The 20,225-nt window shown below is 61.9% G+C and carries 19 protein-coding genes and 1 pseudogene; 8 read left to right on the forward strand and 12 right to left on the reverse strand.

The features are described from left to right. Positions 1–371: 371 nt before the first annotated feature. A complete protein-coding gene (gene oprI / locus AB4O45_RS04985) occupies positions 372–623 on the forward strand; it encodes an outer membrane lipoprotei OprI (protein ID WP_003183784.1) in 252 nt (83 codons plus the stop codon). Between the two features lie 126 nt (positions 624–749). Here oprI and AB4O45_RS04990 read toward each other — a convergent pair whose 3' ends face one another. The 3 genes from AB4O45_RS04990 to AB4O45_RS05000 all read right to left on the reverse strand — a co-directional run bounded on the left by AB4O45_RS04990 (position 750) and on the right by AB4O45_RS05000 (position 2,873). Then, on the reverse strand, positions 750–1,721 hold the full coding sequence (locus AB4O45_RS04990; protein ID WP_024013783.1) for a L,D-transpeptidase family protein: 972 nt from the start codon (positions 1,719–1,721) through the stop codon (positions 750–752). Between the two features lie 195 nt (positions 1,722–1,916). Then, a complete protein-coding gene (locus tag AB4O45_RS04995) occupies positions 1,917–2,210 on the reverse strand; it encodes a hypothetical protein (RefSeq protein ID WP_016770881.1) in 294 nt (97 codons plus the stop codon). A 57-nt stretch (positions 2,211–2,267) separates the two neighbouring features. Further along, positions 2,268–2,873, reverse strand: a complete 606-nt coding sequence (locus AB4O45_RS05000) for an arylesterase (RefSeq protein WP_460062300.1) — start codon at positions 2,871–2,873, stop codon at positions 2,268–2,270. 10 nt (positions 2,874–2,883) lie between these two features. Between AB4O45_RS05000 and AB4O45_RS05005 the strand changes: the two genes are divergently transcribed. The 3 genes and pseudogenes from AB4O45_RS05005 (at position 2,884) to greB (ending at position 6,604) form a co-directional block, all read left to right on the forward strand. Further along, the gene (locus AB4O45_RS05005; protein ID WP_016770883.1) at positions 2,884–3,567 is read left to right on the forward strand and encodes an ABC transporter ATP-binding protein; all 684 of its coding nucleotides are present in this window, start codon (positions 2,884–2,886) and stop codon (positions 3,565–3,567) included. After that, positions 3,567–6,072 (forward strand): annotated as a pseudogene (locus AB4O45_RS05010) (ABC transporter permease). Before AB4O45_RS05005 ends, AB4O45_RS05010 begins: the two are co-directional and overlap by 1 nt. Before the next feature lie 34 nt (positions 6,073–6,106). Next, entirely contained in the window at positions 6,107–6,604 is a 498-nt protein-coding gene (gene greB, locus AB4O45_RS05015) for a transcription elongation factor GreB (RefSeq protein ID WP_071173132.1), read from the forward strand. Between the two features lie 6 nt (positions 6,605–6,610). On the opposite strand, the gene AB4O45_RS05020 is transcribed toward greB, so the two are convergent. From AB4O45_RS05020 to AB4O45_RS05030, 3 genes are all read right to left on the reverse strand, one after another. Then, positions 6,611–6,919 (reverse strand): hypothetical protein, encoded by a 309-nt coding sequence (locus AB4O45_RS05020; RefSeq protein WP_095182213.1) that lies wholly within the window; start codon positions 6,917–6,919, stop codon positions 6,611–6,613. A gap of 249 nt (positions 6,920–7,168) precedes the next feature. Next, positions 7,169–7,603 carry a DoxX family protein gene (locus tag AB4O45_RS05025; protein WP_016770887.1) on the reverse strand — a complete coding sequence of 145 codons (435 nt, stop codon included), beginning with the start codon at positions 7,601–7,603 and terminating at the stop codon, positions 7,169–7,171. A 113-nt stretch (positions 7,604–7,716) separates the two neighbouring features. Continuing rightward, a complete protein-coding gene (locus tag AB4O45_RS05030; protein ID WP_460161138.1) occupies positions 7,717–9,138 on the reverse strand; it encodes an MltF family protein in 1,422 nt (473 codons plus the stop codon). Positions 9,139–9,372: 234 nt separating this feature from the next. Here AB4O45_RS05030 and AB4O45_RS05035 point away from each other — a divergent pair, with 234 nt between their 5' ends. The 3 genes from AB4O45_RS05035 to AB4O45_RS05045 all read left to right on the forward strand — a co-directional run bounded on the left by AB4O45_RS05035 (position 9,373) and on the right by AB4O45_RS05045 (position 12,437). Beyond that, on the forward strand, positions 9,373–10,179 hold the full coding sequence (locus AB4O45_RS05035) for a TatD family hydrolase (protein WP_460161139.1): 807 nt from the start codon (positions 9,373–9,375) through the stop codon (positions 10,177–10,179). A gap of 207 nt (positions 10,180–10,386) precedes the next feature. After that, positions 10,387–11,868, forward strand: coding sequence for a methyl-accepting chemotaxis protein (locus AB4O45_RS05040; RefSeq protein ID WP_460161140.1), 1,482 nt, complete (start codon positions 10,387–10,389; stop codon positions 11,866–11,868). Positions 11,869–12,071: 203 nt separating this feature from the next. Further along, the gene (locus AB4O45_RS05045; RefSeq protein WP_236168455.1) at positions 12,072–12,437 is read left to right on the forward strand and encodes a DUF962 domain-containing protein; all 366 of its coding nucleotides are present in this window, start codon (positions 12,072–12,074) and stop codon (positions 12,435–12,437) included. Position 12,438: 1 nt separating this feature from the next. On the opposite strand, the gene AB4O45_RS05050 is transcribed toward AB4O45_RS05045, so the two are convergent. The 3 genes from AB4O45_RS05050 to AB4O45_RS05060 all read right to left on the reverse strand — a co-directional run bounded on the left by AB4O45_RS05050 (position 12,439) and on the right by AB4O45_RS05060 (position 14,608). Next, a complete protein-coding gene (locus AB4O45_RS05050; protein WP_406226913.1) occupies positions 12,439–13,233 on the reverse strand; it encodes an acyl-CoA thioesterase in 795 nt (264 codons plus the stop codon). Positions 13,234–13,466: 233 nt separating this feature from the next. Then, positions 13,467–14,225, reverse strand: a complete 759-nt coding sequence (locus AB4O45_RS05055; RefSeq protein ID WP_460161141.1) for a CHAD domain-containing protein — start codon at positions 14,223–14,225, stop codon at positions 13,467–13,469. Positions 14,226–14,329: 104 nt separating this feature from the next. Continuing rightward, complete coding sequence (locus AB4O45_RS05060) at positions 14,330–14,608, reverse strand: hypothetical protein (protein WP_016770894.1); 279 nt, start codon at positions 14,606–14,608, stop codon at positions 14,330–14,332. Between the two features lie 214 nt (positions 14,609–14,822). Between AB4O45_RS05060 and AB4O45_RS05065 the strand changes: the two genes are divergently transcribed. Further along, a complete protein-coding gene (locus AB4O45_RS05065; protein ID WP_110601565.1) occupies positions 14,823–15,860 on the forward strand; it encodes a patatin-like phospholipase family protein in 1,038 nt (345 codons plus the stop codon). A gap of 109 nt (positions 15,861–15,969) precedes the next feature. On the opposite strand, the gene AB4O45_RS05070 is transcribed toward AB4O45_RS05065, so the two are convergent. The 3 genes from AB4O45_RS05070 to kdpC form a co-directional block, all read right to left on the reverse strand. Then, the gene (locus AB4O45_RS05070; RefSeq protein ID WP_016770895.1) at positions 15,970–16,665 is read right to left on the reverse strand and encodes a response regulator; all 696 of its coding nucleotides are present in this window, start codon (positions 16,663–16,665) and stop codon (positions 15,970–15,972) included. Between the two features lie 48 nt (positions 16,666–16,713). After that, positions 16,714–19,365 (reverse strand): DUF4118 domain-containing protein, encoded by a 2,652-nt coding sequence (locus AB4O45_RS05075; RefSeq protein WP_460161142.1) that lies wholly within the window; start codon positions 19,363–19,365, stop codon positions 16,714–16,716. 145 nt (positions 19,366–19,510) lie between these two features. Continuing rightward, the gene (kdpC, locus tag AB4O45_RS05080) at positions 19,511–20,056 is read right to left on the reverse strand and encodes a potassium-transporting ATPase subunit KdpC (RefSeq protein WP_041478316.1); all 546 of its coding nucleotides are present in this window, start codon (positions 20,054–20,056) and stop codon (positions 19,511–19,513) included. Between the last annotated feature and the right edge of the window lie 169 nt (positions 20,057–20,225).

Raw genomic sequence — 20,225 nt, forward strand, 5'->3', positions numbered from 1 at the left:
GTTGAGACTTAAGACGTGCGACCTTTTTTAAAGTCACCTGTACATCAACAAAGATACGCGAAGCGCTTCGCAGAACCTGAACAAAAGTGTGGACGAATTCATTTAGAAAGACTTTAGCCGAAGTCGCAAAAACAGCGCGCGAGCGCGGGAACTTTTCCCGTTTGAGTCGCTCACGCCGGGGCTTGCAGCTGGATATTTTTTATACAGCGCAGTTAAAAGTTGCTCGAAAAAGAATCAACGCCTACAATTTTTTTTGCTTCTTGCGCTACGTCAGTTTACTTACTACAAGTAATGGGTAGTATGTACGCCGGCTATTTCCTCAATCGTGAGGAGACAGCCACTTAATTTGAAAGTCCTTGAAGGGGAACACGATGAACAACGTTCTGAAATTCTCTGCTCTGGCTCTGGCCGCAGTTCTGGCTACCGGTTGCAGCAGCGCATCGAAAGAAACCGAAGCACGTCTGACCGCTACTGAAGACGCAGCTGCTCGCTCCCAGGCTCGTGCAGACGAAGCTTACCGTAAAGCTGATGAAGCTCTGGCTGCTGCTCAAAAAGCACAACAGACTGCTGACGAAGCTAACGAGCGTGCTCTGCGCATGCTGGAAAAAGCTAGCCGCAAGTAATAATCCCTCGGGATTGTTATCGAGCCGATCCGGTTTTCCGGGTCGGCTTTTTTGTGCCCGGTGCTTTTCTCCGGGCAATAAAAAACCCGCCGACGCTGCTCGCATCGGCGGGTTTTCAATCAGAGCTTATTGCTGCAGGTCGATCGGTGCACTGCTCACCATTGGCGCCGAGGTATTCGGCACGGCGATCTCTACCGGCAGGCCGTCTTCGGCGGCGACCACATCACGCACCACATCCCAGTTCATGCGCAAGTTGCTGGTGATGTCTTCACGCTTGAGCATCGCGTTGATCACCGCGGTGTGCTTGTCGACCACCGACGGGTTGCCCTTGTCGTCGAGCGGCGTGTGCGCTTCCAGATAGACCTTGCCGCCACTGCGACCGAACTTGTACGGGTCGTTGATGATGCGCACCGAGGTGCCGACCGGGACCATGCCGGCCATCTCCAGCACGTTGTTGTTGAACATGCGGAAGCAACCATGGCTGGTGCGCATGCCGATGCCGAACTTCTTGTTCGAACCGTGGATCAGGTAGCCCGGCGTGCCGAGGGTGAACTTGAACGGCCCCAGCGGGTTATCAGGGCCGGCCGGCACCACATTGGGCAGCGGATCACCGTCAGCGGCGTGTTCGGCCTTGATCGAAGCCGGAGGCGTCCACGTCGGGTTCGGTGTCTTGGCGATGATCGAGGTGTGCGCGATCGGCGAGCCCCAGCCTTCACGGCCGATACCCAGCGGGAAGGTGTACACCACGTCGCGGCCTTTCGGATAGTAATAGAGACGGTATTCGGCGAGGTTGATGACGATGCCTTCACGCGGGCCAGGCGGCAGGATGAAGCGCGTCGGCAGGACGATCTCGGTACCGGCGCCCGGCAGCCAGGCATCGATGCCCGGGTTGGCCGCAACCATTTCCGAATAACCCAGATCGTAGGTGGTACCCAGGTCGGCGAAGGTGTCTTCGTACTTGGCTTTGATCACCTGCACCTGGCCGACGATGTCTTCGCCGGGTGGTGGCAGGGGAAGCTCCAATGCAGCAACGGGGCCGGCCACACACAGGGCGGCAAGTGACAGGCAGCGGGTGACGGCAGGAAAGCGCGGCAACATCCGGAAAATCCTTCGCATGATCATCAAGGGTATAAGGACGCGATTGTACACCGCGGCTTGGGGATTCGGGAGACACGCCGATAGACCGTGTCGCGCCCTGAAAGATCGCAGCCTCGTTGCACTCGTCAGCTCCTACATTTGCAACGCATTCCCTGTAGGAGCTGACGAGTGCAACGAGGCTGCGATCTTTTGATCTTAAAGTTCGAATCGAAGCTCGGGCCAGATCGGCGACGTACCGCGCTTCTGCGATTCGAGAATCGCCCGGCACAGCGAGCACAGACGCTGATCCTGGAACACCCGGCGATCAACATTCGACCAGCGCGGTTGCGCTGGCAGCAGCGTGCCGCACAGCGTGCGATCGGCAGAGCCACCGAGTTCCAGCTGACGCGTCACCAGATGCACCCGCACTTCCTGGCAGGCGAACAGATCCAGCTGCTCGTCAGGCTCGATCAGTTGGTAGGCAAACAGGGACCAGGCAGGACGCGGCATCGGGGGCTCCAAATTAGGGGGCGCCACATTAGCCGAAAGCCTGCCTCTAGAAAAGCCTCACAACAGCGGTTTTAGCGTCGGCCAAACATTTTCCAGCAACTTGCCCTGAGCCCCGGCCGCCGGGTGCAGACCGTCGGCCTGCATCAACTCCGGATGCCCACCGACACCTTCGAGAAAAAACGGCACCAACGGGATGTTTTTCTCTTCGCCGAGCTTGCCGTAAACCTCGGCGAACGAATCGGTGTAGCGCTTGCCATAATTGGGTGGCAACTGCATGCCGAGCAGCAGCACTTTCGCGCCGCTCTGCCGCGAGCTGTCGATCATCGAGGCAAGATTTTGTTGCAATTGCGTTGGCGGCATCCCGCGCAGGCCGTCGTTGCCACCCAACTCGAGGATTACCAGCTCAGGCTTATGCTCTGCAAGCAGCGCCGGCAGCCGCGCCAGGCCTCCGGCACTGGTGTCGCCACTGATCGAGGCGTTGACCACTTTATCGTCGAAACCCTCTTGTTTGAGGCGCTGCTCGAGCAGCGACACCCACCCCAGACGGGTATCCAGGCCGAAACCGGCGCTGATACTATCGCCAACGATCAGGACAGTACCCGCCGCTGCGTTCTGGGCCATGCACATCAAGGCCAGGCCAGCACTCAAAAACCATACACGCATCGGATTCTCCATGGGCGCAAGCATTCTCACCGCGAAGAACCTCAGCAAAGTGGTCCCTAGCGCGGAAGGTGAACTGACTATCCTGCACGAACTCAGCCTGGAACTGAACAAGGGCGACAGCCTGGCCATCGTCGGCGCGTCCGGTTCCGGCAAATCCACCCTCCTCGGCCTGCTCGCCGGACTCGACCTGCCGAGCAGCGGCGAAGTCACTCTCGCCGGCCAGGGCCTGAGCAATCTCGACGAAGACCAGCGCGCGCGAATCCGCGCCGAGCACGTCGGGTTTGTCTTCCAGTCGTTCCAGTTGCTCGACAGCCTCAATGCGCTGGAGAACGTCATGTTGCCGCTTGAACTCGATGGCCGCAAAGATGCCCGCGAGCGCGCCACGCAATTGCTTCAGCGCGTCGGCCTCGGTCAGCGCCTGACCCATTCGCCGCGCCAGCTCTCCGGTGGTGAACAGCAACGCGTGGCCATCGCCCGCGCCTTCGCTGCCGAACCGGACGTGCTGTTCGCCGACGAGCCGACCGGCAACCTCGACAGCCACACCGGCGAGCGCATCAGCGACTTGCTGTTCGAATTGAACAAGGAACGCGGCACCACCCTGGTGCTGGTGACCCACGACGAACGCCTGGCCCATCGCTGCCGGCGCCTGATCCGTCTTGAAGCCGGGCTGCTGGTCGCCCCTCTGGAGCCTTGATGGCACGTCTGCCGCTGTTGCGTCTGTTCAGCCTTGCCCTGCGCCAGCTCATGCGCGATGCCCGCGCCGGTGAGCTGCGCGTGTTGTTCTTTGCGCTGGTGGTGGCCGTCGCGGCGAGCACCGCGATCGGCTACTTCGGCGCCCGCCTCAATGGCGCAATGATGCTGCGCGCTACCGAGTTTCTCGGTGCCGATCTGGTCCTTGAAGGCAGCTCGCCGGCCCGCGAGGAGCAAATCCGCAGCGGCACCGAACTGCGCCTGAATCATGCGCAAGTGGTGGAGTTCTCCAGCGTCATCGCCACCGACAATGGCATTCAGTTATCCAGCATCAAAGCCGTCGACCGCGCGTATCCTCTGCGCGGCGAGCTGAAAAGCGCGCCCGCACCATTCGCCCAGGAAGAAGTCGGCGGCGAACCGCAACCCGGTGAAGCCTGGGTCGAGGCACGTCTGTTGACCGCGCTGGATCTGAAGATCGGCGACAGCATCGACGTCGGCATGAAGACGCTCAAGCTGACCCGCGTGCTGACCTACGAGCCGGATCGCGCCGGCAACTTCTACAGCCTGACGCCACGGGTGTTGATCAATCTTGAGGACCTCGCCGCCACCGGCGTGGTGCAACCGGGCAGCCGGGTGAGTTATCGCGAACTGTGGCGCGGCGAACCGCAGGCGCTGGAAACTTATCGCGAGCTGATCAAACCGGGCCTCGCTGCAAACCAGCGAATCCAGGATGCCCGTGACGGTAACCGGCAGATTGGCGGTGCGCTGGGCAAGGCCGAGCGCTATCTGAACATGGCCAGTCTGGTCGCGGTGTTGTTGGCTGGCGTGGCCGTGGCGCTGTCGGCCAATCGTTTCGCCAGTCGCCGTTTCGACGCCAGTGCCTTGCTGCGCTGCCTCGGCTTGTCACGCCGGGAAACCATGGTGCTGTTCAGCCTGCAACTGACCGTGCTCGGCCTGATTGCCGCCATAAGCGGCGCCCTGCTCGGCTGGCTGGCACAACTGGGTCTGTTCGCGTTGCTGCATGATTTGCTGCCAAGTGACGTACCGCCGGGCGGCCTGTTTCCGGCGATGGCCGGGATTGGCACCGGGCTGGTGGCGCTGGCCGGTTTTGCCTTGCCGCCTTTGGCTGCACTGGGTCGCGTGCCGCCGCTGCGGGTGTTGCGCCGCGACATGCTGCCGATCCCCTCGAGCACATGGATAGTGTACGGCGCGGCGTTGGGTGCGCTGGGCCTGATCATGTGGCGTCTGAGTCTGGATCTGCTGCTGACCTTCGCCCTGCTTGGCGGTGGCGTAGTCGCCGCGCTGGTGCTGGGCGGCCTGCTGTTGTTGCTGCTGCAAAGCCTGCGCCGCATGCTGGCCCGCGCCTCGTTGCCTTGGCGTCTGGGCCTTGGCCAGTTGTTGCGGCATCCATTGGCGGCGGCCGGGCAGTCGCTGGCGTTCGGTCTGATCCTGTTGTCGATGGCGCTGATCGCACTGCTGCGCGGCGAATTGCTCGACACCTGGCAGAACCAGCTACCGAAAAATGCGCCGAACTACTTCGCGCTGAATATCCTCCCGGCGGACAAACAGGCTTTCGCCGATCACCTGATCAAGGTGTCCGCGCAAGCGGCGCCGTTGTATCCGGTGGTGCCGGGTCGGTTGATCAGCATCAATGGCGAAGCGGTACAACAGATCGTCAGCAAGGACTCGGCCGGTGACCGCGCCATTCAGCGTGACCTGAGCCTGACCTGGGCGGCGGATCTGCCGGCCGGCAACAAGCTCACCGCCGGCTCGTGGTGGAGCGGCCAGCCGTCCGATGATGTGCCGGGGGTCTCGGTGGAAGGCAAGGTTGCCGAAAGCCTGAAACTCAAACTCGGCGATCACATGGTATTCAGTGTTGGCGGGGTCAATCGCGAAGCGAAAGTCACCAGCCTGCGCGAGATCAATTGGGACAACTTCCAGCCGAACTTCTTCATGATCTTCCAGCTCTAGCACCCTGAAGGATCTGCCGGCGACCTATCTGACCAGTTTCTATCTGGCTCCGGGGCATGATCAGCAGATCGTCGAGTTGTCGCGGACCTTCCCGGCGGTGACCATCCTGCAGGTCGAGGCCTTGCTCGAACAGCTACGCAGCATCCTCGCCCAGGTCACCCTGGCGGTGGAATATGTGTTGTTGTTTGTTCTGGCTGCGGGGATGGCGGTGCTGTTCTCCGGCCTGCAAGCGACGCTGGATGAACGCATCCGCCAGGGTGCGCTGTTGCGCGCGCTGGGCGCCGAGCGGCAGTTGCTGATCAAGGCGCGGCGTATCGAGTTCGGTTTGTTGGGTGCGGTCAGCGGTCTGCTCGCGGCGATCGGTTCGGAGGTGGTCAGTCTGGTGCTGTACCGCTTCGCCTTCGATCTGCCATGGCATCCGCATCCATGGCTGCTGGTGCTGCCGCTGATTGGCGCCGCGCTGATTGGTGGCGCCGGTGTGTTCGGCACGCGTCGCGCTCTGAATGCGAGCCCGCTGACAGTGTTGCGCGAGGGTTGATAGACTCAAACGGTCTTAATCACAAGAAGTCGCCATGAGCCGTTATCGCCCTCCCCGCACCGCTGGCACCGCGCTGATCACCCCCGAGGGTGAAGCGCGGATGCGCGCCGAATTCCATGAGTTGTGGCATGTGCGTCGCCCGCAAGTCACCCAGGCGGTGAGTGAAGCGGCGGCGCAGGGTGATCGTTCGGAAAACGCCGAATACACCTACGGCAAGAAGATGCTGCGCGAAATCGACAGTCGCGTGCGTTTTCTCACCAAACGCCTGGAAGCGCTCAAGGTAGTCAGCGAAAAACCCAGCGACCCGAACAAAGTCTATTTCGGCGCTTGGGTAACCATCGAAGACGAGGACGGCAAGCAGTCGCGCTACCGCATTGTCGGCCCCGATGAACTGGACCTCAAACAGGGTTTGATCAGCATCGACTCGCCGCTCGCCCGCGCGCTGATCGGCAAGGCACTCGACGCAGAAGTGCGGGTGCAGACGCCGACCGGCGAGCAGTTCGTTTACATCGTTGCGATTGAATACCCGTAAGACTGATCAGCGCCGAGTGATCAGGCCCTGCCGCGCTACGCGGGTCAGTTGCTTGATCATGTCCGGCGCATCTTCTGCGCTCGGCGCCTGAATCACCGCCAGATCGAAGCTGTCCGTAGCAAAACGCGCCAGCGACTCGCCGTCATCGACAAACTGGATCAGGAACGCGGCAGGACCGCCGCTGCGACGTGGCCAGCCATCGAGATAACGCAACAGCGTCGGCTGGTGTTTGCCGCCAAGAAGGATTTTCGGGTTGCGCTGGGTGACATGTGCCGTGATCGGCGCGGGACGTGCTGGAGGGCGTAGTGCGTTCATCGTGTCGTATCTCTGCCTCAAAAGTCTGCATGGCAGGTGAGAGGCAACACCGAACCAGCGCTTTAGCGGTATTTCGAAGCCCTGTTCCGGCTTCTGACGGTAACTGTAGAAGTCACCTGGCGCCCCGCAAGTAGCTGTTTAAATCGGCGCATGGGCAACATCCTAGAGAACGTGACCGACCAGTGTCAAGAATCCCCCGCAACAAAAAAAGGCCCGCGCAATGCGGGCCTTTGCCTTGAGCCAGAGCCTTCAACCGGCGATGGCGCGATCCGCCGAGAGCTTGCCGGCGCCTTCGATCAGGACCGCAATGCTGCCGGCCAACAAAGCCAGGGCGAACTCGTAACCGTTGTTGGCCATGAACAGACCGTTACCGATGTGCACCGAGAAGATCGCCACCAGCGAGAGGAACGCCAGACCGAGTGCCGCCGGGCGTGCCAGCAGGCCGATGATCAGCGCCAGACCGGCGAAGAACTCGGTACCGCCAGCCAGCGAGGCCATCAGGTAGCCGGGGGTCAGGCCAATGCTTTCCATCCATTGTGCGGTGCCGGCCAGGCCGTAACCACCGAACAGACCAAAGAGTTTCTGCGAACCGTGGGCGGCGAAGATCACGCCGACAGCAATGCGCAGGACAGTCAGGCCGTAACCGGCGCGGGTGAACAGAACCTTGTTGATCAGAGAGCTCATGGTGCATTCCTTGTTGTGCAGAAGTGTTTGTGTGTTTGGGTTGGTCTCTATATTAATCAGTTTATTTCATGTTTAAAGCGCAAAAATTTCGCCATAACAATCGAATTGTTAGATTATTTCCGTGTGACCACTTTCTGCTGCCGGGGCTCGAGCGACTCTCGCTCCCGGTCGAATGCCAGGTAATACTTGTTCACGCTATTAACATAGCTGACGGCGCCCATCCCCACCTGCTCCATGGCAATGCGCTCGACCTGGAAGAACCACTGGTTGGGATTGAGGCCACGGCGGCGGGCTTCCGCGCGCATGCCCTGCACGCGCTCGGGGCCGATGTTGTACGCGGCGAGGGTGAACGCCATGCGCTCACGCTCGTTGAGTTTCGGGCTGCTGAAGAACTTGCGGCGGATCATCGCCAGGTACTTGGCGCCGGCCTGCACATTCGCATCGAGATTCTGGATATTGTTCACGCCGACCCGTTGCGCGGCGGACGGAGTGATCTGCATCAGCCCGGTCGGGCCGCTGCCGCTGCGAGCGTTGGGCTGCAGACGCGATTCCTTGAACGCCAGCGCCGCCAGGTTAAGCCAGTCCATGTTCTGCGCATCGGCGTGCTTCTGCAGGGTTGGACGGAGTTTTTCCAGACGCTGGCGATCGGCCTTGGCCAGCGGATTGTGCACCTGATACAGGCGTCGATAGATGCGCAGGAAAGCGGCGTCTTCATCCGACGGTCTCTTGTAACCGGTGAGGAAGCGATCGATGCTCGCGCGCAACATCGACGCATCGCGGCGCACGAACCAATGTTCTTCGCCCGGCTCGCCGAGGCTCAGCTGCCGATCGAGACGCAGCTTCGGCAGGATTTTGCCCCAACGCTCGGCAATCGGTTGCTCGACAATGGTCAGGTGGAAAATCCCGCCCTGAACCATCTCCAGCACATCTTCGACCGCCAGCGTCGGATCGACCCACTCGATATTGATCGGCGCCAGTTTGTGCAGCGCCAGTTTCTGGTTGAGCTGGCTGACCACCTCCCCCGCCGCACTGCCGGTGGGCAAGGCCAGGGTCTTGCCGGACAGTTGCTCGACCTTGGTGTAACGGCGCTGGCCCTTGATCCCGACCAGCACCAGCGGCACGTTGCTGGCAATCGGCTCACTGCTGGCGACCGCGTAGCCAGAAGGCAGATCGAGCAATTCACCGGGCGCGACCATGTCGCCTTCGCCGCGCTGCAAAGCGCCGAGCAATTGATCCTTGGCTTTGGGAATGATCTTGAGGGTGACTTCCTGGCCGTCACGAGCATGGCCATTGAGGTATTGCTCGAACGCGCGCAGTCGGTGGTACTCGACACCGATGGCCTGGCCCTGGACCTCGCCGGAGCTGTTGCGGCTCTGATTGACCAACACCCGCAACACGCGGCTGCTGCGAATGTCCGAGAGGTCGCGAACCTTGCTCGCCGGCACGGCTTGCAGCGGCCCGGGCAGGCGCGCGGCCGCCGTCATCGGCAGCAGCAACGCAGCACACAACAGCAGCAGAACCGAGGGACGATGCATCCACTCTCCGAAAAGAATACGGGGCGATTCGTCGCAAAAGAGACGACATCACCGACGAAAACAGAGCGCTTTGCGCGCTGATAAAGTGCGTGAGACTGGCACAGTGATGGCATTGTCGCCACCCCGGAGTCCCCCGCGGCCTCAACAGACAGCCATAAGTCTTTGTAGTTCTTGGCTTTTCTTATAAATCTACAGCTCTGATATGCTTTCCGGCCTTCGGCCCGAGGTAGCACCATGCAACTCATCGATATCGGCGTCAACCTGACCAACCCCAGTTTCGCCGACAAACACCAAGCCGTGCTCGACCGTGCCTATGCCGCCGGCGTCTGCCAACTGGTACTGACCGGCACCAGCGTCGAGGGTAGCGAGCAGGCGCTGGAACTGTGCCGGCAACTGGATGAAAGCGGCCAACGGCTGTTCGCCACGGCCGGTATTCACCCCCATTCGGCCAGCGACTGGAACGCTGACAGCGCCCGTCGTCTGCGCAGTCTGTTGAACGAATCCAGCGTCGTCGCGGTGGGCGAATGCGGGCTGGATTTCAACCGCGACTTCTCCCCGCGCCCGCAGCAGGAAAAGGTCCTGGAAGAACATCTGGCGCTGGCCGTCGAGCTGCAATTGCCGGTGTTCCTGCACGAGCGTGATGCCAGCCAGCGGCTGCTGGAGATCCTCAAGGACTTCCGCGATCAACTGCCAGCGGCGGTGGTGCACTGCTTCACTGGCGAGCAAAAGGCCTTGTTCAGCTACCTCGATCTGGATCTGCACATCGGCATCACCGGCTGGATCTGCGACGAACGCCGGGGCACGCATCTGCATCCACTGGTCAAAGAGATCAAAGCGGGACGGCTGATGCTGGAAAGCGATGCGCCATATCTGCTGCCGCGCACGTTGCGGCCGAAACCGAAAAACGGTCGCAACGAACCGGCGTATCTGACCGAAGTGTTGCGCGAGGTGGCGATGCATCGCGGCGAGACCGAGGAAGCGCTGGCCGCGCATAGCACCGCATGTGCCCGGGCGTTTTTTAATCTTCCCATTCTCACCTGACTGCACACTTCCCCTGTGGGAGCGAGCCTGCTCGCGAAGGCGGTGGATCAGCTACAAATGGGCTGAAGGACGCAGCGCTTTCGCGAGCAGGCTCGCTCCCACAATAGATCTCGGCATCTGTTGATTCATATCAAAACTCCCGAATCCGCATAGCGGCACAATAATGGCACCTTGCCAAAACTGTTTCCGCTATCAGAGAAGACCTCCATGGGTGCCTGGCTTAGCAACATCTCGCTGAAATACAAATTCTGGGCGGTCAACGCGGTCGCCTTTGTCACCACTCTGCTGCTGGTTTTGTACGCCGTACATCTCGAACAGCAGGCCCGCAGTCACGCCGCGCAGGCATCCGCACAAGCGCAGGCGCAGTTGCTCAAGGCCTGGCCGCTCGGGCAACCGTTGCCCAAGTCCGCCCAAGTGCTGACATTCAAGCGCAGTGAAGCGCCGCGTCTCAATGATCAACCGCTGCTGGAAATCACCGGCAGCAACGGCTGGAACGCCATCAATGAAATGCCGCTGTTTGGCGAGAATCCGTTGATCGGCGCCGAAGTGTTCAGCCGTGCCGACGGCGAGCAAGTGGCGGTCATCGCCTATGCCCCGAGCCTGAGCCAGGTGTTCAGCGAGCGTTTCGCCAACTATGCGCTGGCGGTCTTCGTCCTGATGCTGGCGATGCTCGGCGCCTCGCAACTGTTGATCCGCTTTCTGCTCAGCCAGCTCAACACGTTGAAAGACGTGATGCTGCACGTTGAAAAAACCGGCGACCTCTCCGCTCGCGTGCCGCTGGTGGGCAAGGACGAGGTCGGGCAGATGGCCAATGCCTTCAACGCCATGCAGGCCGGTTATCAACGCGTCGTGACCACCGTTGCCAGCACCGCGCGACAACTGGATGACGGTGCAGCGCGGCTGGCCTCGAGCATGAACGACGTGCGCCACGGCATGCTCGGCCAACAAAGCGAAACCGACCAGGCTGCCACCGCGATCAACGAAATGACCGCCACCGTTTATCACATCGCGCAACACGCCGGCGCCACCCGCGATCTGTCGAAAACCGCCGATGGCCTCGCCGGCAGCGGTCAGCAGGTGGTGGCGCGGGTGCAGCAATCGATTGCCGGGTTGTCCAACGGCGTGCAGCAGACGGCAGAAATGATTCAACGCCTGGCCGAGGACAGCCAGAAGATCAACGGCGTGGTCAGCGTGATTCACAGCATTGCCGAACAGACCAATCTGCTCGCGCTGAATGCGGCGATCGAAGCCGCCCGCGCCGGGGAGATGGGTCGCGGCTTTGCCGTGGTCGCCGATGAAGTGCGCAATCTCGCCAAGCGCGTGCAGGCGTCGACTGACGAGATCACCGGCATGATCGCCGCGTTGCAGGCCGGCACCCGCGATGCGGTGGATTTCATGCAGGAGAGTTCTTACAAGGCCGACGACTGCGTGCAGCAGGCGCAGGAGGCTGGCGCGGCGCTGGCGGAAATCACCGGGGCAATGGCGCAGATGCGCGAAAGCAACACGCAGATTGCCGTGGCGGCGGAACAGCAGAGTCAGGTTGCCGAGGAGATGAATCGCGCGGTGGTGAGTATTCGTGACGTGACCGAGAACACCGTGCAGCAGACGGTGGATTCGGCGACGACCAGTAATGAGCTGGCGGCGCTGGCCGGGGCGCTTAACAAGGCGATAGGCCAGTTGAAATTGTGAATCCGCTTTCGCGAGCAGGCTCGCTCCCACATGCGCCATAGAATCAATGTGGGAGCGAGCCTGCTCGCGAAGGCGTCAGAGGCACCTACATCGAATCCTGCGATGACGGCTATCACTTCAATAGCCAACCTTGATTCGCCGCCCTCCGCGCCCGGGCCTATTCTTCAACCATGAAGTTCAACATGGATCGAGGAGTAGCAAACATGGGCAAACGTCACCCCAACCTTCCCGCGTGGCAATGGCGCGCCTACCCGGGCAATCATCAGCATCCGACCAATCTGGTCCTGCACCTGATTGCCGTGCCGCTGTTCATCGTGGCGTTTCTGTTGATCGTGTCGGGAGTGTTCAGTCTGAGCCTGGCCAGCGTCGCCATCGGCGTGATCGGTATCATGGCGGCGCTGGGTCTGCAGCGCCACGGTCACCGCCTGGAGGCGCAAGCCTCCGAGCCGTTCAGTGATCGCAAAGATGCCGTGTCACGTTTGCTGGTCGAGCAGTTTCTGACCTTTCCGCGGTTCTTTCTCAGCGGTGGCTGGTGGCGCGCCTGGCGTGAGCGCCACCGTCGGCATTGAGTCAGGCGAAGATCGTCACGGTCTGCCGACTCATGGCAATCAACTCCCCTTTCGCGCTCCACAACTTCGCGGCGACATGGCCGTAACCGTCGGCCGCGTATTCGATATCGGCCATATATTGGCACCAGTCCAGCGTGCTCAAATCGTGTAACGGCTGCACGAATTCGATGGTCCAGGTCAGCGTGCTACCCGGCGCCGGTTTCTTCAGATACGGCAACAGCGCCGGCGGCCAGGCATCCACCAGCGCCAGCAGATGCGCCTCGTTGACCGGCTCCTCTTTGACATCCCCACGCAACCGCACCCAGCCGCCCATCAAGCGCGAGGCCGTGCCGGAGAACGGAATGCCGCCGACGCTCCAGCGCATCGCCAGATGGCGCATGAATTCCGGGGTCACGCCTTTGATGTAGGGCAGCTCCTGGCATTCGTCCCAGTGTTTCATGATCGGCGCCGGGTAGGCTTCGACGGCGACTTCCGAGGGCCGCGAGGCACCGAAGCTGCCCTGAATGATCGTCACCACCTGACCATTCTGCATGGCGCGGCCCAACACCTGGCTGACGGCTTTGCCTTCACGCAGCACGTCGACTTCGAAACTCACCGGCACTTCCGGCTCGACCGGGCCGACAAAGGTAATCGCCAGCGAACGCACCGGGCGCTCCGTCGGCACCCTGGCGCGCATGGCTTCAAATTGCAGCGCGGCCACCAGTCCGCCAAAACTGGCGCGGCCCTGCCCCCATTCGGCGGGGATGATTACTTCAGGTTGTTGGCGGACAGCATCGAGCAGATCGCAAAAGCGCATGGCAACCTCGGAAAACGAGAAAGGAATGCGCGGATCTTACCCAGCCCCGGGCGGCGGCGCAGCGTCTATTCCGGTCAAATGGGCTGACAGATAGGCCTTGGCACTTTTCGATTTCGCCGCAAAACCCTTGTAGGAGCTGTCGAGTGAAACGAGGCTGCGATCTTTTGATCTGTTTGCAAATCAAAATCAAAAGATCGCAGCCTTCGGCAGCTCCTACAGGGGATGCGCAAGCTTCAGGATTTGAAACACGTAGCGCTGAGCTTTTCCAGCACTTGATCGGCCTTCAGCTCTGCCTTGATCAACCCGGCCTGCCAGGTGGCCACGCACGGTTGCAGATCAGCCTCCTGCTCGGCGCGCGCCAGCCATTGCCAGCAGTCGTGCCAGTCGCCCAGTGCGCCTTGCGCGGATTTCAGGCGTTTGTAGGCCGGTTTCGGCAAGCGATCCAGTTCGGGGTAGGCTTCGATACCATAGCGCACGCGTTTGATCAGCAGGCGCAGGCGATGGCGGTCATGGGCGGGATCGTGCAGCGCTTCGTCGAGTTTCTGCCATTGTTTGCCCAGGCGTTTTTCGATGCGTTTATCCAGATCCTTGAGCAGCCCCTGGCGCTCGGACGCGCGCAGAAACCGTGGAAATGCGTCGAGAATCATCAGCAACGAAGCCAATTCCGCACTCGCCGCCAGCGCCGGATACGCTTCGGCCATTTGCGCCAGACGCCGCTGCGCAGCCTCGGGCTGATCATGCTCGAGCAGATACGCCGCGAGCACTTCGCGATCACGCCACGGTGTGGTCAACTCGCCCACCGCAGACGCCGCCGCCTCCAGTTGCTCGACACCCGGCAACCCGCGCAACGGCCGCAACAGGCTGCGCAGGCGCCGCACCGTAGTGCGCAAATCATGCAACGCCTCGGGATCAGTGCGCGCAGTCAAGCGCGCCTGACATGCCAGCAGCCGCACATCCAGGCTCAACACATTAGCCACCAAGCGATCGATCATGGGGGTCTACTCCGTAGGCAGCTGCAAGCTTCTAGCTACAAGCTTCAAGCTGAATGTGATTGCTTAAAAGCTTGCGGCTTGCAGCTAGAAACTTGCAGCTGCTGTTAACGTCCTGCGCGGGACTCGCGAATGTAGAAGCGGGCTTTTTCGGCTTTCTTGCTGCAGCCTTCGAAGCCTTCGAATTGTTGCTGGGTCTTGGCGGCGGTCAGCAGCGACAGCGCTTTGGAATAGCTGACGGTGCCGGCGAAGCCTTCAGCCTTGGCCAGATCCAGTTCGTGCCAGGCCGCGTCGAGTTGGCTGCCGCAGCTGTCGCGGTACGCGGTTTTGCCGGCGCAACCGGCCAGAACCAGAGCCATCAACGGTACACAGATCCAGGCTTTCATCACTCACACCTCAAGGTAGGTCAACAGTCGTGCAGGTAAGACGGTCAAGCGGTGAAAAAGTGCCTCGCTGATCGGTCAAACCACGTGGCGCAGAGCATAGCGCGCAAGCGTGCGCCGCGAACGAAAAACGACGTCACCGCTTCGCGCAACGACCTTGGCGATTGAGCCGCTTGGCCGATGCGTGCATTGTGCAGGCTTGTCCGGAGGAAGTTTGATGAAAAAGCGTGTCGCACTGGTACTGGGCTCCGGTGGCGCCCGGGGCTATGCCCATATCGGCGTTATCGAAGAAATTGAAAGACGCGGCTACGACATCGCCTGCATTGCCGGTTGTTCGATGGGCGCGGTGGTCGGCGGGATCTATGCCGCCGGCAAACTGGATGAGTACCGCCGCTGGATCGAAAGCCTCGATTACCTCGACGTGCTGCGTCTGGTCGATGTGAGTTTCCGTCTCGGCGCGATTCGCGGCGAAAAGGTCTTCGGGCAGATTCGCAAGATCGTCGGCGAGATCAACATCGAAGACCTGCGCATCCCCTACACCGCCGTCGCCGCCGACCTGACCAATCAGCAGGAAATCTGGTTTCAGGAAGGCTGCCTGCATCAGGCCATGCGCGCCTCGGCGGCGATTCCCAGCCTGTTTACCCCGGTGATGCAGGGCAACCGCATGCTGGTCGACGGTGGCATTCTCAATCCGTTGCCGATCGTTCCGGTGGTGTCGAGCCATTGCGACCTGATCATCGCGGTCAACCTCAACGCCACCAATCAGCGCCAGTACAAGTTGCCGGTGATCGAGCGGCCGGCGGCGTTCCGTTCGCGCTTCGACAGTCTGATCAAATCCATGGGTTCGAAGTTGCCGTTCCGGCGTAAACAGGCCGAGCAATTGTTGAAGCTGGAACAGGAAGCCTTGCGCGCCGAGGCGGCGGAGATCAATCCGTGGCTTGAGGGCGTCGAGCCGGAAAGCCAGCAACCGGCCTCCGCCCCGGAACGCGAAGGCGCGCCGAAATCCGCCACCGGCTCGTTCATCATCGATAACGTCGGGCCGGCGTCGCTGCTGGATCTGATCAACCAGAGTTTCGAGGTGATGCAGACCTCACTGGCGCAGTACAAGATTGCCGGGTATCCGCCGGATATCCTGATCAACGTGCCGAAGCGGGTGTGCCGGTTTTTCGAGTTCTACAAAGCGCCGGAGTTGATCGCGCTGGGGCGGGAAATTGCCAGTGATACGCTGGATCGGTATGAGCAGGAGCAGGGTTGAACTGATGCGGATTTTTCGGAGTATTTGATGGCCTCTTCGCGAGCTGGCTCGCTCCCACATTTGAAATGCATTCCCCTGTGGGAGCGAGCCTGCTCGCGAAAGCGTCAGCTCAGCCAGCTTCACTCAACAACCGATACCCCACCCCCGCCTCAGTCACGATAAACCGCGGCCGGGTCGGGTCATCCGCCAGTTTCTGCCGCAGGTGCCCGACCACGATGCGCAGATAATGACTGTCCTCGGTGTGCGTCGGCCCCCAGATATCCTTGAGCAACTGCTGCTGGGTGATCACCCGCCCCGGATGCCGCGCCAGTTGCGCCAGCACCGCATATTCCTTGCGGGTCAGGGCGACTTCGGCGCCATCGAGCAGCACGCGCCGATAGGCCAGATCCACGGTCAGAGGGCCGAAACTCAGCGCCGCTGGCTGCGCCTCCCCCGCCGGTGCCTGGCGCAACAACGCGCGAACCCGGGCGAGAAATTCCTGAATGCCGAACGGTTTGGTCACGTAGTCGTTCGCGCCGCCATCCAGCGCTTCGACCTTCTGCCCTTCACTGGCGCGCACCGACAGCACCAGCACTGGCGTGGTCGCCCACTCGCGCAACTCGCGCAGCACCTGCTGACCGTCCATGTCCGGCAGCCCGAGGTCGAGCACCACCAGGTCCGGTTTGCTCAGCGCGGCTTGCGCCAGGCCCTCAGCGCCAGTGCCGGCTTCGAGTACTTTGTAGCCTTGTGAAGCGAGGCTGATGCGCAGGAATTTGCGGATCTGCGGTTCGTCGTCGATGACCAAAATGGTCGCGGTCTGGCTCATGAATTCACATCAACACAATAGATTGGCAAGAGAGTAGCGCAGTCGACTTCAAGCTTCACCGTCCATCCCCGGTTGCGCCTGCAACGGCAGGTGCAAGGTGATGCAGGTGCCGCGCCCGTCGATGCCGTCAGCCACAGAAATACGCCCGCCGTGGGCGCCGACCATGCCCTGACAGATCGCCAGCCCCAACCCCGTGCCCTGCCCGCCGCGATCACCGCGCGCGGCGGTGTAGAACATGTCGAAAATCTTCGCTCGGTCCTCTTCGGGAATCCCCGGGCCTTCATCGCTGACCGCAAAGATAATTTCCTGTTCATCGGCACCCGCGCGCAGTTGCAGGCGACCGTGGCTGGGGGAAAAGCGCGCGGCGTTTTCCAGCACATTGACCAGCGCTTGCTCGATCAACGCCGCGTGCACGTACAGCAGTGGCAACTCGGCCGGCACCTCGGTGCTGACCTGCAGCGGCGCCAGCACGGCGCGCAGGCGATTGAGCGAACTGCCGACGATATCGGCCGGCGATACCCAGTCCCGCGCCAGCTTCAAGGCGCCGTGGCCGAGGCGGGTCATGTCGAGCAGATTCTGGATGTAGCGGTCGAGGCGTTCGGCCTCATCGCGGGTGCCTTCGAGCAACTCGCGGCGATCCTCCAGCGGGATCGCTTCGCCGAGGGCCAACAGGCTGTCGATGCTGCCGCGCATGGCCGTCAGCGGCGTGCGCAAATCGTGGGACACCGAGGCCAGCAAGGCGCTGCGTAACTGTTCGGTTTCGCCGTGCAGACGCGCCGCTTCGAGGTCATCGGCCAATTGCGCGCGGGCCAGGGCTTGCGCCAGCGGCTGGCTAAGCGCAGTGAGCAAACGTCGGCGCTGACCGCTCAAGCTCTGGCCTTCCTTGGCGCAAACACCAAGCAACGCCAGCGGCCCGTCCTCGACCGACAACGGCCACCACCACCAACGCCCCAGCGGCAAGGTGCCGGTGCCCTTGCCCGCCGGTTGATCGTGTTGCCAGGCCCAATCGGCGGCGGCGCGTTCGGCCTCGGTGAATTGCAGCGGCCCGCCGGTTTCGACTTTCCAGCCGCCCTGGCCGTCGCGGTTGAGCAAGCACAATTGCACATCGCTCCAGCCTTCGAGGTGTTGCGCGGCAGCGCTGATCACGGCTTGGCGATCCGTCGCGGCGGTGAGTTTGCGCGACAGGTCGAGCAGTTCGCTGGTCTCTTCCTGCGTATCGCGCAAGGCCTGCAACTGCCGCCGCTGACGCGCCGCGAGGTTGCCGGTGAGCGCCGCCATCAACAGGAAGAACAGCAGCGTCAGCACGTCTTCTTCGCGCTGAATGCTGAAGGAGAAATTCGGTGGAATGAACAGAAAATCGTAGGTCAGAAACGACAACGCCGCACAGGCCAGCGCCGGGCCGAGGCTGCTGCGCACCGCCACCAGCAACACCGCCGCGAGAAAAACCAGCGAGATGTTCGGCAGCGGCAACACACTCGACACCGCCCAGGCCAGGGCCGTGGCCAACAACGTCGCGACCAGCGCCAGCGCGTAGTCGAACCACACCAGCGTGACTGAATTGCGCGGGCGCGGTTGGCGCTGCTCGTGGTCACTGTCGAGCACGTTGATTTCCAGACCGTGCGCCTGACGCAGCAGGCGCGCCGCCAGGCCACCGCCGAACAGTCGACGGCGCAGACGTGGCCGCGACTGGCCGACCAGCAACAGACTGGCGCGGCGTTCGGCGGCGTGTTGAATCAGGGTTTTCGCCACTTCGCCGGCCCGCAACAGCACCACTTCGCCACCGAGGCGTTCGGCCAGTTGCTGGGCGCTTTGCAAACGCAAACGCGATTGCTCATCCCGCGCACTGCCGTTGTCGACATGCACCAGACTCCACGGCAGATGCCGGCGCTGGGCGACGCGGCTGGCGTGACGCACCAGCCGTTCGGCCTGCGCATCGCCATCGATACCGACCAGCAAACGCCCGCGCACCGCCGGCGCGGCCTGCCCGAGTTGGCGATAGCCTTGGGCGAGATCGTTGTCGACCTGCGCGGCGGCGGTCTGCATCGCCAGTTCACGCAGGGCGGTAAGGTTGGTCTGGGTGAAAAACGCGTCGATCGCAGCGCGGGCCTGTTCCGGCACGTAGACCTTGCCTTCGCGCAGACGCTCGAGCAATTCACGCGGCGGCAGGTCGATCAGCAGCAGCTCGAAGGCTTCCTGCAGGACCCAGTCCGGCAGGGTTTCGCGCACCTGCACGCCAGTGATGCCGCGCACCTGATCATTGAGGCTTTCCAGGTGCTGGACGTTGACCGTGGTGAACACGTCGATGCCGGCGGCGAGCAGTTCCTGAATGTCTTGCCAGCGCTTGGTGTGACGGCTGCCGGGGGCGTTGCTGTGGGCCAGTTCATCGACCAGCACAAGCTTCGGCTTGGCGGCGAGAATGCCGTCGAGGTCCATTTCTTCGAGCAGCACGCCACGGTATTCGCTGCGCACCAACGGCTGCTGCGGCAGGCCGCCGAGCAAGGCTTCGGTTTCGGCGCGGCCATGGGTTTCGACCACGCCGGCCAGGACCTTTACGCCCTGGCGCAGTTGCGTGTGGGCAGCCTGGAGCATGGCGTAGGTCTTGCCGACCCCGGGCGCCGCGCCGAGGAAAACCTTGAGCCGGCCACGGCCATCGCGGGGCAGGTCTGCTAACAGTGCGTCGGCGCGGCCGGAGTCGCTCATGCTTGATGTTCTCTCTTACGAATGATCGTTCCCACGCTCTGCGTGGGAATGCAGTCCGGGACGCTCTGCGTCCCATAAAAGCAGACGCAGAGCGTCTATTGATGCATTCCCACGCAGAGCGTGGGAACGATCGGTATCAACTGAATTACAGGTTTTGCAGTGCCAGATTCAGCTCCAGCACATTCACCACCGGCGGCCCAACCAGCGGCTGTTCGATGTGCTTATCGAGCAATTGCTGCAAGGTCGACACCGGCAGGTTACGCGCTGCTGCGACACGCGCCAGTTGATAGGCAATTGCCGCCGGTGGCAAGTGCGGATCGAGGCCGCTGGCGGAGGTGGTCAGCAAGGCCAATGGCACCGGCCCCTGCCCAGCGACTTGTTGTTTTTGCGCGTCTTCGATTACGCGGGTCGCCAGGGCCGGATTGCTCGGCGCGAGGTTGCTGGCGCCGCTGGCGACCGTGGCAAAAGCCCCGGCGGACGGGCGTGGGTGGAACCAGTTGTCGCCGCTGAAATCCTGGGCGATCAGCGCCGAGCCGCGGACTTTGCCGTCGGCGTCGTGGATCAGGCTGCCATTGGCCTGAGCCGGGAAAGCGACCTGGGCGATGCCGGTGACCGCGAGTGGATAGGCGACGCCGGTGATCAGGGTCATCAGCGCCAACAGGGTCAGGGCCGGGCGTATCATTGTGGACATTTCAAAATCCTCGAATTCGTTGGGCAAACTTTTGCGGGGTGTCAGGGAGATTTTTCCCCCTCACCCCAGCCCTCTCCCCCAAAGGGGCGAGGGGGAAAGGGGGCCGATCCTTGCGCTGTTCAATACCCGAGTTAGGCTCGGAATTTCAGGTCGGCGAACCTCGCACAAA

The sequence above is a fragment of the Pseudomonas sp. S2_B10 genome (assembly GCF_054668425.1).

Excerpts from the sequence above, each read along its gene's own strand:
- oprI (WP_003183784.1), top strand. The coding sequence starts at position 372 with ATGAACAACGTTCTGAAATTCTCTGCTCTGGCTCTGGCCGCAGTTCTG.
- AB4O45_RS04990 (WP_024013783.1), bottom strand. The coding sequence starts at position 1,721 with ATGTTGCCGCGCTTTCCTGCCGTCACCCGCTGCCTGTCACTTGCCGCC.
- AB4O45_RS04995 (WP_016770881.1), bottom strand. The coding sequence starts at position 2,210 with ATGCCGCGTCCTGCCTGGTCCCTGTTTGCCTACCAACTGATCGAGCCT.
- AB4O45_RS05000 (WP_460062300.1), bottom strand. The coding sequence starts at position 2,873 with ATGCGTGTATGGTTTTTGAGTGCTGGCCTGGCCTTGATGTGCATGGCC.
- AB4O45_RS05005 (WP_016770883.1), top strand. The coding sequence starts at position 2,884 with ATGGGCGCAAGCATTCTCACCGCGAAGAACCTCAGCAAAGTGGTCCCT.
- greB (WP_071173132.1), top strand. The coding sequence starts at position 6,107 with ATGAGCCGTTATCGCCCTCCCCGCACCGCTGGCACCGCGCTGATCACC.
- AB4O45_RS05020 (WP_095182213.1), bottom strand. The coding sequence starts at position 6,919 with ATGAACGCACTACGCCCTCCAGCACGTCCCGCGCCGATCACGGCACAT.
- AB4O45_RS05025 (WP_016770887.1), bottom strand. The coding sequence starts at position 7,603 with ATGAGCTCTCTGATCAACAAGGTTCTGTTCACCCGCGCCGGTTACGGC.
- AB4O45_RS05030 (WP_460161138.1), bottom strand. The coding sequence starts at position 9,138 with ATGCATCGTCCCTCGGTTCTGCTGCTGTTGTGTGCTGCGTTGCTGCTG.
- AB4O45_RS05035 (WP_460161139.1), top strand. The coding sequence starts at position 9,373 with ATGCAACTCATCGATATCGGCGTCAACCTGACCAACCCCAGTTTCGCC.
- AB4O45_RS05040 (WP_460161140.1), top strand. The coding sequence starts at position 10,387 with ATGGGTGCCTGGCTTAGCAACATCTCGCTGAAATACAAATTCTGGGCG.
- AB4O45_RS05045 (WP_236168455.1), top strand. The coding sequence starts at position 12,072 with ATGGGCAAACGTCACCCCAACCTTCCCGCGTGGCAATGGCGCGCCTAC.
- AB4O45_RS05050 (WP_406226913.1), bottom strand. The coding sequence starts at position 13,233 with ATGCGCTTTTGCGATCTGCTCGATGCTGTCCGCCAACAACCTGAAGTA.
- AB4O45_RS05055 (WP_460161141.1), bottom strand. The coding sequence starts at position 14,225 with ATGATCGATCGCTTGGTGGCTAATGTGTTGAGCCTGGATGTGCGGCTG.
- AB4O45_RS05060 (WP_016770894.1), bottom strand. The coding sequence starts at position 14,608 with ATGAAAGCCTGGATCTGTGTACCGTTGATGGCTCTGGTTCTGGCCGGT.
- AB4O45_RS05065 (WP_110601565.1), top strand. The coding sequence starts at position 14,823 with ATGAAAAAGCGTGTCGCACTGGTACTGGGCTCCGGTGGCGCCCGGGGC.
- AB4O45_RS05070 (WP_016770895.1), bottom strand. The coding sequence starts at position 16,665 with ATGAGCCAGACCGCGACCATTTTGGTCATCGACGACGAACCGCAGATC.
- AB4O45_RS05075 (WP_460161142.1), bottom strand. The coding sequence starts at position 19,365 with ATGAGCGACTCCGGCCGCGCCGACGCACTGTTAGCAGACCTGCCCCGC.
- kdpC (WP_041478316.1), bottom strand. The coding sequence starts at position 20,056 with ATGTCCACAATGATACGCCCGGCCCTGACCCTGTTGGCGCTGATGACC.